Origin of the sequence: Niabella yanshanensis (assembly GCF_034424215.1) — a bacterium.
Taxonomy (GTDB): domain Bacteria; phylum Bacteroidota; class Bacteroidia; order Chitinophagales; family Chitinophagaceae; genus Niabella; species Niabella yanshanensis.
The window spans coordinates 841,870-856,763 of the sequence record NZ_CP139960.1; the positions used below are offsets into that span (position 1 = coordinate 841,870).

12 protein-coding genes are annotated in these 14,894 nt (G+C 42.7%); 9 read left to right on the plus strand and 3 right to left on the minus strand.

The genetic code is table 11. The features are described from left to right. Positions 1-68: 68 nt before the first annotated feature. The gene (locus U0035_RS03090) at positions 69-758 is read left to right on the plus strand and encodes a gluconate 2-dehydrogenase subunit 3 family protein (protein WP_114792878.1); all 690 of its coding nucleotides are present in this window, start codon (positions 69-71) and stop codon (positions 756-758) included. 22 nt (positions 759-780) lie between these two features. Here U0035_RS03090 and U0035_RS03095 read toward each other — a convergent pair whose 3' ends face one another. Continuing rightward, complete coding sequence (locus U0035_RS03095) at positions 781-2,112, minus strand: alpha-L-fucosidase (protein ID WP_114792879.1); 1,332 nt, start codon at positions 2,110-2,112, stop codon at positions 781-783. A 139-nt stretch (positions 2,113-2,251) separates the two neighbouring features. Here U0035_RS03095 and U0035_RS03100 point away from each other — a divergent pair, with 139 nt between their 5' ends. The 3 genes from U0035_RS03100 (at position 2,252) to U0035_RS03110 (ending at position 7,681) form a co-directional block, all read left to right on the plus strand. Further along, complete coding sequence (locus U0035_RS03100; protein WP_114792880.1) at positions 2,252-3,046, plus strand: 3-keto-disaccharide hydrolase; 795 nt, start codon at positions 2,252-2,254, stop codon at positions 3,044-3,046. A 150-nt stretch (positions 3,047-3,196) separates the two neighbouring features. Next, a complete protein-coding gene (gene dnaG, locus U0035_RS03105) occupies positions 3,197-5,221 on the plus strand; it encodes a DNA primase (protein ID WP_114792881.1) in 2,025 nt (674 codons plus the stop codon). Positions 5,222-5,296: 75 nt separating this feature from the next. Beyond that, complete coding sequence (locus U0035_RS03110) at positions 5,297-7,681, plus strand: hypothetical protein (RefSeq protein WP_114792882.1); 2,385 nt, start codon at positions 5,297-5,299, stop codon at positions 7,679-7,681. 13 nt (positions 7,682-7,694) lie between these two features. On the opposite strand, the gene U0035_RS03115 is transcribed toward U0035_RS03110, so the two are convergent. Together U0035_RS03115 and U0035_RS03120 are read right to left on the minus strand one after the other, a co-directional pair. Then, positions 7,695-8,102: a Dabb family protein gene (locus U0035_RS03115; protein WP_114792883.1), complete on the minus strand. Its 408-nt coding sequence runs from the start codon at positions 8,100-8,102 to the stop codon at positions 7,695-7,697. Positions 8,103-8,164: 62 nt separating this feature from the next. After that, a complete protein-coding gene (locus tag U0035_RS03120; protein ID WP_114792884.1) occupies positions 8,165-10,267 on the minus strand; it encodes an endonuclease MutS2 in 2,103 nt (700 codons plus the stop codon). A gap of 174 nt (positions 10,268-10,441) precedes the next feature. Here U0035_RS03120 and msrA point away from each other — a divergent pair, with 174 nt between their 5' ends. From msrA to U0035_RS03145, 5 genes are all read left to right on the plus strand, one after another. After that, on the plus strand, positions 10,442-11,110 hold the full coding sequence (gene msrA / locus U0035_RS03125; protein ID WP_114792885.1) for a peptide-methionine (S)-S-oxide reductase MsrA: 669 nt from the start codon (positions 10,442-10,444) through the stop codon (positions 11,108-11,110). 258 nt (positions 11,111-11,368) lie between these two features. Continuing rightward, on the plus strand, positions 11,369-12,409 hold the full coding sequence (locus U0035_RS03130; RefSeq protein WP_114792886.1) for an agmatinase family protein: 1,041 nt from the start codon (positions 11,369-11,371) through the stop codon (positions 12,407-12,409). Positions 12,410-12,459: 50 nt separating this feature from the next. Beyond that, on the plus strand, positions 12,460-12,999 hold the full coding sequence (locus U0035_RS03135) for a hypothetical protein (protein ID WP_114792887.1): 540 nt from the start codon (positions 12,460-12,462) through the stop codon (positions 12,997-12,999). 66 nt (positions 13,000-13,065) lie between these two features. Further along, positions 13,066-14,376: a radical SAM family protein gene (locus U0035_RS03140; RefSeq protein WP_114792888.1), complete on the plus strand. Its 1,311-nt coding sequence runs from the start codon at positions 13,066-13,068 to the stop codon at positions 14,374-14,376. Between the two features lie 49 nt (positions 14,377-14,425). Beyond that, positions 14,426-14,893 (plus strand): hypothetical protein, encoded by a 468-nt coding sequence (locus U0035_RS03145; RefSeq protein ID WP_162818003.1) that lies wholly within the window; start codon positions 14,426-14,428, stop codon positions 14,891-14,893. Position 14,894 lies beyond the last annotated feature (1 nt).

The window sequence follows — 14,894 nt, forward strand, 5'->3', positions numbered from 1 at the left end:
GGATGACAGTTGACAGTTCCGATTACAGTCATCTGTCAACTATCATCTGTCATTCTTAAAATAAAGATATGAAACGTCGCGACTCCCTTAAATATTTAGCTGCCTCCGCATTGGCATCTGCAGCTATTGCCACAGGCTGCTCTCCTGCCACCAAAAAAGAAGAAGCGAAAGCTACCGACGCCGCAAAGCCGGGTATACACAGGTATGAAGACGAACAGCTGAATGAAGAGGCTGTAAACCGCATGCCTAAATTTTTTAATGAGCATGAGTTGGCTACCCTTACTATCCTGGGGGACATTATTATTCCGAAAGACGAAGTGAGCGGTAGCGCCAGCGATGCAAAGGTCACTGACTTTATTGAATTTACCGTAAAAGATCAACCGGCGCTGCAGGTTCCTATGCGGGGTGGCTTGCGGTGGCTGGACATGTATTGCCTGAAGAAATTTGAAAAGACTTTTAAAGACTTAACTGATCAACAGCGAATTGAAGTAGTAGATCTTATTGCCTATCCGCAGCAAGCCAAGGACAAAAAAGAGCTGGCGCCTGGTGTAGCTTTCTTTTCCCGGATGCGCGACCTGACCGTTACTGGTTTCTACACCTCAGAGATCGGTGTGAAAGACCTGGGCTATGCAGGCAACCGTCCCAACCAATGGAATGGCGTGCCTGATGAAGTGTTGAAACAATATGGTTTGTCTTATACTGAAAAGGAATTAAAGGAGTGCCTCAGCTTTGACACGCCTACTCCACTGGCTAGCTAAAGCGCAATTTTTTTCATATTTATTATATGACGCTTACTTCAATAATATAATCAATTTTTTCTTTTTTGGCAGCTTCCGGAATGGTAAGCTGCCATTTGTTTTGTACTTTTTTCAAGTCAACCTTGCTACCATCATTTAAAGAAATCGCACTTAGTTTTTTATCAGCAAAGGGCAAGCCGATAGTACTAACGCTATCCGTATTCAAAAGGTGCAGATAGTATTTTTTTTCTTTTCCCGTAGTCACCCCCCATTTTTGAGGAGGCATTATATTGCCCCGGGTTCCGTAAATAGTATGTCCATATTTGCTCATCCAGTTTCCTACGGCCTGTAAGGTATCTTTAAACTCCTGCTGAATGTCTCCGTTCGGCATCGGCCCGATATTCAACAACAAATTCGCATTACGTCCTGCAGCACCTACCAGGTAGCGGATCACTGTTTGGGCGCTTTTATAGTTTTTATCTCCGAGGTTGAAGCCCCAGGAATTACTCATGGTTTCGCAGGTTTCCAGAGGCAGCGCGTCGGAAGCTTTCTGGTAACTTAATCCAGATGTATTTTCACCAGGCAGATCCCTTTCAAACATCTGGAAATCTTCACCGGCAAAAGGTGTTTGATGATGATTATTTCCAATCATACAATTCGGTTGCAGTTGATGAATAAGGCTGTATATTTCATCATATTTCCAATCTAACCGCGACGAAAGATCTGCATGTCCTTCCGGGTTGGTCTGATCCCAATGGCCGTCAAACCATATCGTACCTATTTCTCCATAGTCGGTAAGCAGCTCAGTTAACTGGGCTTTCATAAATTTTAAATAGCTCGCATAATCACCCTTACCCGTACGACCGCTGTGTTGGCCGGTGCGCCCTGTTCTCCAGGGATAGTCTTCCCTTGTCCAGTCGAGTAAAGAATAATATAAGCAAAGCTTGATGCCTTGCGCTTTACATTCGTCGGCCAGTATTTTTAAAACATCTTTTTTATAGGGTGTATTCGTTATTTTCCAGTCAGATTGCTTCGTATCCCAATTGCTGAATCCATCATGATGCCTGGATACAAAAGTGATGTATTTCATGCCCGCCGCTTTAGCCATAGCCACCCATTGCTTCGGATTATAAGCAGCAGGGTTATAAAAGTCCTGGAGATGTGAGTACTCGTGGATGCGAAGTTTGCGATTGTTCATCACCCATTCACCGTCTCCCGGTATGCTAAATACCCCCCAGTGTATAAAGAGCCCAAACTTCATATCCTGGAACTGCCTGCGCGCTTCAATGATCGAAGCAGACGGAGTATAATTGCTTTGAGCCAATGCAAATTTTACAATACCGCAAAGGGCTATAACCAACAGGAATCTCTTCATAATAGCATGCTTTATGTTTCAACGAATATAGTTACAGAATCTAATACCCTGGTCCATCTGCGCAAACGTTTGACCAGCAGAAAGCGCCAATAATTGTTCGATTGCTTTTAAAAACCTATTTTTCCGCTAAACTTTCCATATGCGTTATGTATCAGCAGCCATCCTGGTTATAGTAATTATAATTACAGCTTGCTCACCCAAAGCTACCCAGGTAAAACAATCCAACGGCTGGATCTCCCTTTTTAACGGTAAAGACATGAATGACTGGTTTGTGAAAATACACCACCATGAAGTGGGCGACAACTACGGGCAGACTTTTAGAGTGGAGGACGGTATTCTTCAGGTAAGGTATGATAAATATGATGGCTTTAATGAAAGGTATGGACACCTGTATTATAAAACCCCTTTTTCCAGGTATCACTTAAAAATGGAATACCGCTTTGTAGATGGCTGGATGAAGGATGCCCCCTCCTACACTATTTTAAACAGTGGCGTGATGTATCACTCGCAGGACCCGCGTACCATGCCCAAAGAGCAGGATTGGCCCATATCGGTAGAAATGCAATTTTTGGCAGGTTTGCCCGACGGAAAACCCAGACCCACGGGTAATATGTGCTCACCCGGAACTGAAATCGTTTACCAGGGAACTAAATACAATGGTCACTGCCTGAACTCTACTTCCAAAACCTACCCGCCCGGCGAATGGGTAACCGCCGAATTAATTGTGCTCGGCGATTCCCTCATTACCCACATGATCAATGGAGATACCGTATTGCAGTATTCAAAACCCAGCATCGGCGGAGGTGTGGCCAACCGGTACGATCCTAAACAAAAGGTTGAAGGTAAGCCGCTGGTTTCGGGCTATATTGCTTTACAAAGCGAAGGGCAACCCATTGACTTTAGAAATATACAGTTAAAGAACCTCGAAAACTAATATATCTAATGTCCTATTTCCTTGGCTTTTAACCGCAAGGTCGCAAAGGCGCTGATTTTCTTAAAATGAACAATCGGGAACTTCTTTTTCGCCTTGCGCCGTTGCGCCCTGGCGTTTAAAAAATAGATCTCAATTCCGTAATTTCGCCGCGTGATTTCGCAGCAGACGATACAGGAAATTCTTTCGCGCATTGACATTATTGATGTGGTGGGCGAGTTTGTAAAACTGAAAAAAAGAGGGGCTAATTATTTGGGTAACTGCCCCTTCCATAATGAGAAAACGCCTTCCTTTACGGTTTCTCCCTCCAAAGAAATTTATAAATGTTTTGGTTGTGGTAAAAGTGGCAATACCATCAGCTTCGTCATGGAGCATGAAAAGTATAGTTATGTAGAAGCTTTAAAATGGCTGGCCAATAAGTATGGCATCGAAGTAGAAGAAACCTTTGTAAGCCAGGAGCAGAAAGAGCAATACCAAACGGCCGACAGCCTTTTTATCATCAACAGCTTTGCAGAAAAATTCTTTATTGATCAGCTTTTTAAAACGGAAGAAGGCCGGGACATTGGGTTAAGCTATTTTAAGGAAAGAGGTTTCAGGGAAGGTATTATTGAAAAATTTAAACTAGGCTATTCGCCCGAGTCGAGAACGGCATTCACCGATGAGGCTTTATCTAATCAATATAATAAGGAGCTGCTGCTTAAAGCCGGGCTGATAGCGGAGCGCAATGGCAACCTCCAGGATAATTACCGCGGAAGGGTCATCTTTCCAATACATAATAATAGTGGCAAAGTTATTGGCTTTGGGGCCAGGATACTGAAAACCAACGAAAAGGCGCCCAAATACATTAATACACCAGAGAATGAACTTTATGTAAAAAGTAAGATCCTTTACGGTTCTTATTTTGCACGCGCAGCCATCGATAAGGCAGATGAATGTTTATTGGTTGAAGGATACACAGATGTTGTATCACTTCACCAGGCAGGTATTGAAAATGTAGTAGCCTCGGGCGGCACATCTCTTACTATTGATCAATTAAGGCTGGTAAGAAAATATACCAATAACCTTACTATCATTTATGACGGGGATAGCGCTGGTGTAAAAGCGGCTTTGCGCGGGCTGGACCTTGCCCTTGAGGAAGGCCTGAATGTAAAGCTGGTATTAATTCCCGATGGGGAAGATCCGGATAGCTACGTCAATAAAGTAGGCGCTGCTGCATTTGTTCAGTTTGTAAATCAGCATAAAAAAGACTTCATTCTTTTCCAGCTGGAACTTTCCCTCAAGGATGTTGGCAACGATCCTGCGAAGAAATCTGAATTGGTTAATAAAATTGCTGAGTCTATATCGCGGGTTAATAAAACAGAAGATTTTACGCGACAGCAGGATTATATTAAGCAATCTTCCTCTATTTTGAATATTGATGAAGCCGGCCTGAATGCTTTAGTTAATAAATATATCAGGGACCGGATCAGTTCGCAGGAACGAAAATCGGCGTTTCCGGGGCCTGATAAAGAAGCTGTAGCCCAGGCAGCAGCCACTAATTTTGATGATGCTACTTTTGACATGCTCTTCAAAGATCAGCTGCAGGAAAAAGAGCTGGCCCGGATCTTATTGGAGTATGGTAACCGGTATTGGGATGACAATACACTGATCGCCGATTATGTTTTTGGAGAGATCGATGAGTTGGATATCGAGGATAAAGACGTTTACAACCTCGTACATGCTATAAAAGAGCTGGTACAAAGCAATCCCAAGCTTTTTAATGATAAATACTTTATTTACCACGAAGACAAGCAGCTCAGCAGTTTTGTCATTTCCCTTTTAAACCATCCTTACGAAGAAAGTAAAAAGTGGATTCAAAAGGCGGGACAAAATATGGGCTACCAGCGAACGCTATTCAAACAGGAGTACGAATCGTTTTTAAGAACCGTTTCTGATGGTAATGAGGACGAACTGAACCGGTTCAAACTCATTTCTGAGGATCGCACCAAGGATATCGTCATTTCAGCAATAAGATACCTGAAGTTAAAAAAGATCAAACGGATGTTATTACAGAACCAACAGGATATGGAACTGGATAAAGCCTATGAAAAATTCAAAGAGCTCCACTTCATCCATCGTTCTTTAAAGGACATGGAACGGGAAATCACCGATCAGCTGGGTACAGTAATATTACATTAAACCTGTGTCAATTGCGTTTTGTTTCTTAGATTAGTGGCTGGTACTGCCTGGTCACTAAAATAAATGTTCATCGCAATGGTTAAAAATATGCTGCCGGTTATATTACTGCTTGGAGTATATATAGCCAGCGCGCAACAACAGCCCGGTCATACATCATCGCCAACAATACGCACTGCATTACAAAAGATATACCTTACTACCGATAAAGTAATTTATACCCCCAACGAACAACTTTGGTTTGCCGCGTATTTGTTCGAAAATCAATCATTGGTTCGCGACACTGCGGATGTATTAACGTTAGGATTATATGATTGCGTATCCGGTCAGATGCTGGCGCTTAAAAAATTCCCCCTTCATAACCGGGTTGCCACGGGGAACATTCTTTTGCCGGATTCGTTAATAGCCGGCAATTATAACCTGGTTGCTTATACAAACATTGTTGACACGCAGCATGTGCCTATCGGCACGGGTTTTAAGCCCTTAAGAATTTATGCCAAAACAGGTGAGAAGGCCTTCACTACCTTACTAAAGATTTTGGATTCTCTTTCTACCAGTGATAAAATAGTCGTCCAACATCAGATCATTCCCGAGTCTTACCAGGTTACCTTTAAAAATGCGCGTGCCCGGTACCAGCTTGCCGGGGAAAGATCAAAAAACCTAGAACTCGACAAATACGGTAATGGCATGGTTTACATTAATCCCAAGGATATAAAAACAGCCAACCGATCCTTTTCGGTTACTACTATCTATAATGGAGATACAGTAAAAAACAGGATCAGGATACCCGGTAACATCGGGGTTCAGGCAAATGTATCTGCGTCATTTTACCCTGAAGGTGGATTTCTTGCACCCGGATACCCCAATAGGGTATTTTGGGAGGTCACTGATAAGCATACCGCAACCTCTATGCGCGCACTCTTACTGGAGGATAACCAGGTAATAGATACAATCGAGACAAGTGCCAATGGAATGAGTTTCTTTTATGTTAACGCAAAACCCGGCCGGCAATACGCAGTTTCGTTAGGACTAAAAACCAATAGTCCGAAATTTCTGTTACCTCCTGTTGCTTCCCATGGAATACGGTTTGAGATACCCGATGTTGTGGTCAATGACTCACTCACCATCGAACTTTGGTCTACAGAAAAAAGAAGTTTAAAACTCATGGTGATAGACATAACCGGACTGCCATCGGTTCATTCGTTCGATATCAGTTCTTATAAAAAATTAACGGTTTTGCTCAACGACTTTGCCCGGGGACTATGCAAAATTTTTATAGCAGATGAACAAAATAATGTGGTAGCGGGATCTTACTTTTTTTCTCACTATAATAACAGGAACCAGCTTCATTTGGAAACGGACAAAGCCGCTTATAAAACAAGAGACAGCGTGGCACTGAAAGTTACCATCGTTGACAAGGATGGTAACCCGATCAATTCTGTTGCAACTATAAGCTGTGCCTTATTAAGCCGTATAGACTTTGGGATGATCAAGAATATTGAATCAGATCATGACCTGGGTGTGGTTGCCCATCAGGAACGGTCTTTTTTAAAGCGTCGGAATATTTTAGACAGCGCCATGCTTCTCAGGCATATTATCAGGATGAAAAATATGGAGGAGACGGATACGCTTTTGATATACGGTCGTCATACCGGTAGTTTTTTGAAACCCGTTGTTCAACTACAGCTAGCCCGCTTTGGAAAGCGGGAAAAAAAGCCAATGGAGCTGGTATTATTCAAAGAATCTAATTTTTCAATCCTGAAAACAAATGAAGAGGGCATATTAACGCTTTCAAACGATGAGCTGCTGGTGAAAGATGGCAGAAAGCTTTTTGTAAAAGGTATGGGTAAGAAAAATGGTGATTTCTATGTACAAACGGAGGACTCACTATTGACGGCTCACTCCAATATTGAAGTACCTGTTTATAACCCGGTTTACCGGGAGCAGGCGCCCGATCTGCAAGCCCTGTTAAAAACCGACCGCGAAGAAAAATTCTCAAGCACTATGGAAACGGTTATTGTTCGTTCAAAAAGAGACTACGGAGCAACAACGGGCATCGCCAATCCCTGCGGCGACTACGTATGCCAGTACAATATTCTCAATTGCCCTAATCATACAATACCCTATAAATGGCCGGTGATAGGTCAAAAGTATCGTAGTGTCTCGGGCGAAATCATTTACCAGGGATGCGATTACCAAAACAATATGTACCTGCCACCTGCCAGCCTGGTTTATTTACCCCGCAATTTTTTAGGCATGGACAGTACATTATTAAAACAGGAGTTTCCGGAATACCTGAGCACACTCTCGTGGCATCCTTTTAAAAAGCTAAAGAAAGAGACAGAGAATCAGCTAGTATTTCACACCAGCGACCAGAAAGGAGTATACCTGATCACCGTACAGGGGTTTGCGGAGAATGGGCAGCCGTTTTATGGAGAAAAAACGATACGTGTAGAAGACTAGTGACAGGAGTTAATTAGCCTTCAGTTACCATATCATAAACCACTACCCGTTCCCAAAGATGGCTGTATTGATCTACGAAGGCCTGATGTACCGGGTGCACCTGGTAGGCATCCTGGTCTTTCACACTATCGAAATACATCAACTCTGATACATGAAAACTATTATCTACCACATCACGTTTTTCGGTAGATGCAGGAACACCTACCAATAATTTCTTCACCTGCGGTATGGCTTTTAGCGTTTGCAAACCTTTTATAAGCTCTTTGGCATTGGCTTCACCCGGCTCTTTCAGCCAGAAAAAAACATGATGGATAATGGTTGATTTCTTTTGCTGTTCCATGCTTAATATAGTTGGAGCCACGGCTACAAGCGCAGCATTCTTTATAAATTTCCGGCGGGACTTCTGGATTATTTTGCTCATTCCAAATTCTTTTGATAAATATACCTCCAAATATCAATTTCGCGACAATCCGATGACTGCTTCTACGCAGGCGTATTTTCCTTTACCACGATCAAATCACTTAACTCAACCTGCATGGGCAGCAAACCAATTTTTACCACGGCTCGTTTGCCCTTTATTTCCAGCACCTCTCCTACCTGGTGGTTGCGTTTCATTTTTACCTTGTCACCTACTTTAATATCACCACCCACTTCACTATACTTACTCTCCAGCTTCTTCTGCATTTTGCTGGCCTTTTTACTTTCAGGCCGGTTAAACAGCAGGGCAGCCATTTGTTTGATCAGTTTTTGTTTATCTTCCTCCTTCTTCCACTCTATCGTTATCTGCTTCAGTTTACGCTCCATATCCTTCACATAGGTAATACGGTCTTCGCTTATTTTATTCTGTTCCCGTAGCACCGCCACCTGCTGCTTATGGCGCTCCTTATCCATTACCTGCTGCATTTCTTTTTGCAGGCGCTCGTTTTCTTTGATCAGCCGCTCCAGCTCCTTATCTTTTTTAGCGATATCTCTCAAGTCCTGCTCGGTACGGTTCAATAGCTTGTCCAGCCGGTATTGATCTTCTTCTACCAGTCCGCGGGCTTTTTCGATCAGTCTTTTTTCCAACCCAATACGTTCCGCGATAGAGAAAGTATAGGAGCTTCCCGGTTTACCCACTATGAGCTGGTATTGAGGCTGCAGTCTTTTTTCGTCAAACGCCATTGCCCCGTTTACAATGCCTGCTGTTTTGCCCGCCATTACTTTCAGGTTCAGGTAGTGCGTGGTTACTACACCAAACGAGTGTTTCCGTAAAAGCTCCAGCAATATCACTTCAGCAAAAGCGCCACCGAGGTTAGGGTCGCTACCGCTACCCAGCTCATCAATAAAGAACAAAGTTTTTCCATTAGCATTTTCCATAAAATGCTTCATGTGAATCAGGTGACTACTGTAAGTACTCAACTCAAATTCCAGGCTTTGGGTATCGCCAATATGGATCATCAGTTGTTTAAAAATACCAAACTCGCTTGACGGGTGTACGGGCACCAGTAAACCACTCTGCAGCATCATTTGCAACAAACCAATGGTTTTCATGGTTACCGTTTTACCACCTGCATTTGGTCCGCTGATCACGAGAATCCGCCTGGTTTCATCCAGGCTGATCGAAACCGGGATCGTTGGTTTATCGGCTCTCTTATTATATAAGTATAAAAGCGGGTGATAAGCATTGACCAGGTGCACAAAAGCTTTATCATGTACAATCGGGTATTCACCATTGACATCAACTGCAAACTTTGCCTTGGCTCTTGCAAAATCATATTCTCCCACTATCGTATGATAAACATCCAGGAGGTCGGCATATTTCGATAGCCTGGAGGTTAGCTGCCGTAATATGCGGTACACTTCTTTACGCTCCTGGTTTTCCAGGTCGCTGATCTCGTTGTTCAGGTGCATGGTGTCCTCTGGCTCAATAAAAGCCGTTTTACGGCTGTCACTTTCGCCATGCAAAATCCCCTTAACAGTTCTCTTATGTTCAGAAAAAACGGCCAGTACCCTGCGGCCATTCATAAAGCTTTCCTCTATTTCGGCCAGGTATCCCTGTTTATTCAGTTTAGATATGATACGGTCGAATATCTTCCTTAACTCTGTTCTTTTTCGATAAAGGCTCAACCTGATATCTTTTAATTCTTCTGATGCCGTATCTTTTACATTTCCCTGGTCGTCGATTACTTCATCAATCAGCTCAACAATAGCTTTTTCATAATAAGTAGGCCGTACTATTTCGTACAATCCGGAGTAAGCGCCTTTACGCTCATCGTTGAACCAACGGAATATTTTTTCAATGCTTTCAGCCAGCTTACGGATCTGTATGAGGTCTTCGCCCTGCAAAACAGCGCCCGAAATAGATAAAAGCTTTAATTCCTTCGCAAGATTTAAGATATAGTCGTTGGGAAAATAAATGCCATTGATCAACAGTTGCTTAAACTCATGTGACTGTCTTAACTCTGCATCTACAAATTTTTTATGGGTATGAATGCGCAGCTGGCTTGCCTTTTCCTGCGCAAAATTACTCTGGCAATGCGTTACCAAAAGTTCTTTCACCTTCTCAAACTCTAACTGTAACGCCGCCGATTCGGGGTATAATTTCATGTGATTTTCCTCGTAAAACCAGCAAAATTACAGCATTAATTGCTGCAATTCATTTTTCACTGTTAGTAAGCAACGATAATTTGATATCGAACAGGGTTTAAAAAGGCTTTAACAATCAGTAGCAAACCACAATAAACTTTTACACGTACGTATTGTTAGATTAAAAATAAAACAATGCACAAAATTCTTTTGCCGGCTCTTTTGACTATCTTAACTGCCTTTAGCGCCTGTGCGCAGAAGAAAAACAGTAAATTGGAATCTGTTCAATTTACCGGCCCGGAAAATAAAAAATCAATAATGGAAAATAAGAAAGACACAGCCACTTTTGCGAACGGCTGTTTTTGGTGTACGGAAGCCATTTTTCAGGATGTAAATGGCGTGGAGAAAGTAACCAGTGGTTATACGGATGGGGATACCAAGAACCCGACCTACGAAGAAGTTTGCAGCGGCAATACCGGATTTGCAGAAGCCCTGCAGATCGTTTATGATCCCGCTGTAGTTTCTTTTGACGAATTATTAGAGATTTTTTGGAAGACTCATGATCCTACCACGCTGAATCGCCAGGGAAATGATGTAGGTACACAATACAGAAGTGGTGTTTATTATCACAATGATAATCAAAGGGAAAAGGCAGAATACTATAAAAATGCTTTAGACAAAAGTGGTGCTTTCAACGACCCGATCGTAACTGAGATTAAGGCATTTCGCCATTTTTATGCGGCGGAGGACTATCACCAGGGTTATTTTAACGGCAATGAGAATAAAAACCCTTATTGCAAAGTGGTAATACGACCCAAAGTGGATAAATTTAAAATTGCTTTTAAAGATAAATTGAAAAAATAACAAGTTAGGCTTGGTTTTTGTTTTAATATTTTTACGGAGCAAGAAGGACAAATATAAAAACCTCACAGGGCAACAACTTGTGAGGTTTTTTATTTGGTTATCAATAATAAACATGTTTAATCTATTATTTTAGTTGATATAAAGCTTATAAATACAGGTATTGAAAGCTTAGTTTGGAGATGCATGAAATTAAGATATTTTAATCCCCCTTATCATATAATCGGCGTATCTTGCGGCCCCTTTCAAATTTTTTAAGCTATGTTGGATTTAAAAAATTTCGATCAAAATGCAGTTAGCAACCCGGAAAACAATGTGTTTGGGTTACCCAGTACTGAAGAAAATGCTGATCTGATTGTCATCAGTGTACCCTGGGAAGTAACCGTAAGTTATGGATCGGGTACAGCAAAAGCTCCGGAAGCTATTTGCAGAGCCAGTCTCCAGGTAGACCTGTACGACCCTCAGTTTCCGGATGCCTGGAAAAGAGGTTTCTACCTGACGCCCACCGATAAACAGTTACAATTAAAAAGCGCTTACCTGAGAAGAGAAGCCGAATTGTATATTGATTATATTTCCCGTGGCGAAGAGCTAAAGGCCAACCAGTTCATGTGTAAATCGATCCGCGAAGTAAATGAAGGCGGTGAATATCTTAATGACTGGGTGTACCAACAGGCAAAAACGCATTTAAAGAACAAAAAGCTGGTAGGGCTTCTGGGCGGGGACCATAGCACTCCGTTCGGGTTATACAAAGCATTGGCAGAGCAACATGATGAATATGGAATCCTGCAAATAGATGCTCATTGTGACCTGAAGAAAGCCTATGAAGGATTCAAATATTCACACGCCAGCATTATGTATAATGCGCTGAACGAAATCCCCCAGATTAAAACCATCACCCAGGTTGGCGTGCGGGATATGAGCCAGGACGAATGGGAATTTATTCAGAACAGCAATGGAAGGGTTATTCCTTATTTTGACCAGGATATTAAAGAAAGACAATTTGGCGGTGACACTTTCAGGGAAATTGCCGCCGAAATAATCAACAGCCTTCCGCAAAAAGTACATATCAGCTTTGACATTGACGGCCTCGATCCGAAGCTCTGCCCCAACACCGGCACACCGGTTCCGGGTGGATTTGAATTAGACCGCATGTTTTACCTGTTTCATGAAATACTTAAAAGCGGTCGTAAAGTCATCGGCTTTGATTTGGTTGAAGTAGGCGTTGGCGACACCGAGTGGAACGCCAATGTAGGAGCAAGAGCTTTATTTAAACTTTGTAATGCATTAATAACGAGCAATTAACTGAATTTTATCTTAAATTTAATTTTAAAATATAATCGGAAAATATTTCATTGTCTAATTATCAATTTATTATCCCCAACAAAAAACTGGTTACCTACCAGGTCTTTTCTTACGCCATCATTTTGTTGAATATAGCCGGCTTATACCTGCTTAATCCACAACAGGAATCATGGAGTTGGGGTATTTACCTTTTATTACTGCTCCTTTCAGCTTTTAGGGCAATCGGGGACTACAGGGCCTATAAGAGTAAGCGAAGTCTGAAATCCAATGTTTTGCTATTAGTCATCATTGCGCTTTTCTGGAGCCGTACGGAATACAACATGGGCATCTGGATCAATTTACTACTGGCAGGTTTATATTTCATTTCAACCCGGAAGCTGACCATAGTAGTATCGGAAGACGGTGTTAACTATCCTGCATTTCCGGCTAAAAATATTCAGTGGTCCGAAATCAGCAACCTGATTCTCAAAGACGATATCCTCACCATCGATCTGAAAAATAACAAAATTTACCAGCATCAAATAGAATATACAGGTAATGTGGTAAATGAGCAGGAATTTAACGACTTTTGCAGGACGCGATTAGTTTAACAGATGATAGTTCGCGGTTGACAGTACTGCTGTCATCTGTCACCTGCCATCATTAAAATAGAGTAATTGAAACATAACAGCCTCACATCATCCCCCTATATTTTATATTCCGACGGAAAGGGCAATATTTTCGAGGACACATCCTTATACGTTACCGGCCGTACCGGCTGGGATGCCATGCCTGTTCCTGAAGATGAATGGATTGAGCTACCCGATGGCGGCTCCCTGTATGAGCTTCCCGGTCGCAGGGGAATTGGTATTGATGTAGAAACAGGCGACATGAGGCTTTGTGAAAAAGGCTGGGCTGTGGCGGCTTTTATACCACCGGCACATACAGGCTTTTATTTATCGGCGTATGAGACAGCACCTGACGCACCCACCCTTCCGCTTTTCTGCTACACAGCTGTAGGTTGGCAGGACGACAAGTTTTATGTTCCTGCCATGCGTATCGAACAGGACATCCGGCAGGAATGTAGTGGTTTCAACACCGAGAAAGTAGAATCTGGCGTAGAACAATTGATTAGCGCTTACCCCCATAACCGGCTGGTGAAGCACCTGGCTGAGAATTGTGCATTAACTTACCATTGCCCGGCTGCCCGTAACTATTTTATGGGAAGATGGGAATGCCCGGTACCCGCATCACCCGCTTGCAACGCTAATTGTGTAGGATGTATTTCGCTGCAACCCGATGAGGAAACAATCGTCTCCACGCAGGACCGCCTTAAATTCAAGCCTTCGGTAGAAGAAATTGTAGAATTCACCGTTCCCCACCTTCAAACCGCTCCTTTCCCATTGATCAGTTTTGGACAGGGCTGCGAAGGCGAACCGCTCTTAATGTGGGAGACCATCGAAAAAGCTATTATTGAAATAAGAAAGCATACGGATAAAGGCAGCATCAATATCAACACCAACGGGTCAAAACCTGATGCCGTAAAAAGACTATGCGAAGCCGGGCTCAACTCCATCAGGGTTAGTACCAACAGCGCCCGCAGAGAAGTGTACATGCCTTATTACCGTCCCAACAACTACGAGTTTGAGGACATTATCGAAAGCCTGAAAGTAGTGGACAGTTTTGGCGGCTGGACTTCGATCAATTACTTCGTATTCCCGGGTATGACGGATAGCATCGCTGAATATGAAGCGCTTCGTAAACTCATTAAAGTGACCAATTTGAAAATGATCCAGTGGCGTAATTTCAACATCGATCCGGACTGGTACCTGGGCAAGATCGGCGCTACCGATACCGGTGAATGCATGGGTGTACAACAGTTACTACAGGAAATACGTAACGAATTTCCTGATCTGAAATACGGCTACTTTAATCCGCCTATTGAAAGGATAAAAGGAAATTACGAGCTGGATTTTGCACATTGGTAGCATTTTTGAGGTATGGGATCATGCTGGTTTGAGCGCATCTTTTCAATTAATGAAATATCCGATATCCCAACTAATCATTTTAATTGCTTTTGCGGCCGCAAGCTGCCAAAGAAAATCAACCCCTGCTTCCAACACTGATGTAATTCTTAGCATCAGCACCGTTTGTGGCTGGTGCACTGGTGGCGATTCCCTGGTGATAAATGCCAGTCAATCCGTCTACCAATACTCGCCGTCCTGCGACCCTGCGCAGGCAGCAACAACAACTGCAGCTACTGATAAAAAAATTTGGAACGAGCTGTTATCGTTGTTCGACAAAACCCAATTTGAAAAAATTAACATCAACCTTTGCAACGTCTGCGCAGATGGTTGCGATGTGAGGGTAACCGTTAAAGACAAAAATTATATTCATTCTATTTCCTATGGCGGTAGTGACAACCAAGCCGTGTCCGCCGTCCGTCCTTTCCTCGAAAAACTGGAAGCGTTAAGCGCAGTTTACAAAAAGGAGTTTAAAAAATAAC

Excerpts from the sequence above, each read along its gene's own strand:
- msrA (WP_114792885.1), top strand. The coding sequence starts at position 10,442 with ATGCACAAAATTCTTTTGCCGGCTCTTTTGACTATCTTAACTGCCTTT.
- U0035_RS03130 (WP_114792886.1), top strand. The coding sequence starts at position 11,369 with ATGTTGGATTTAAAAAATTTCGATCAAAATGCAGTTAGCAACCCGGAA.
- U0035_RS03120 (WP_114792884.1), bottom strand. The coding sequence starts at position 10,267 with ATGAAATTATACCCCGAATCGGCGGCGTTACAGTTAGAGTTTGAGAAG.
- U0035_RS03095 (WP_114792879.1), bottom strand. The coding sequence starts at position 2,112 with ATGAAGAGATTCCTGTTGGTTATAGCCCTTTGCGGTATTGTAAAATTT.
- U0035_RS03100 (WP_114792880.1), top strand. The coding sequence starts at position 2,252 with ATGCGTTATGTATCAGCAGCCATCCTGGTTATAGTAATTATAATTACA.
- U0035_RS03090 (WP_114792878.1), top strand. The coding sequence starts at position 69 with ATGAAACGTCGCGACTCCCTTAAATATTTAGCTGCCTCCGCATTGGCA.
- U0035_RS03110 (WP_114792882.1), top strand. The coding sequence starts at position 5,297 with ATGGTTAAAAATATGCTGCCGGTTATATTACTGCTTGGAGTATATATA.
- U0035_RS03145 (WP_162818003.1), top strand. The coding sequence starts at position 14,426 with ATGAAATATCCGATATCCCAACTAATCATTTTAATTGCTTTTGCGGCC.
- U0035_RS03115 (WP_114792883.1), bottom strand. The coding sequence starts at position 8,102 with ATGAGCAAAATAATCCAGAAGTCCCGCCGGAAATTTATAAAGAATGCT.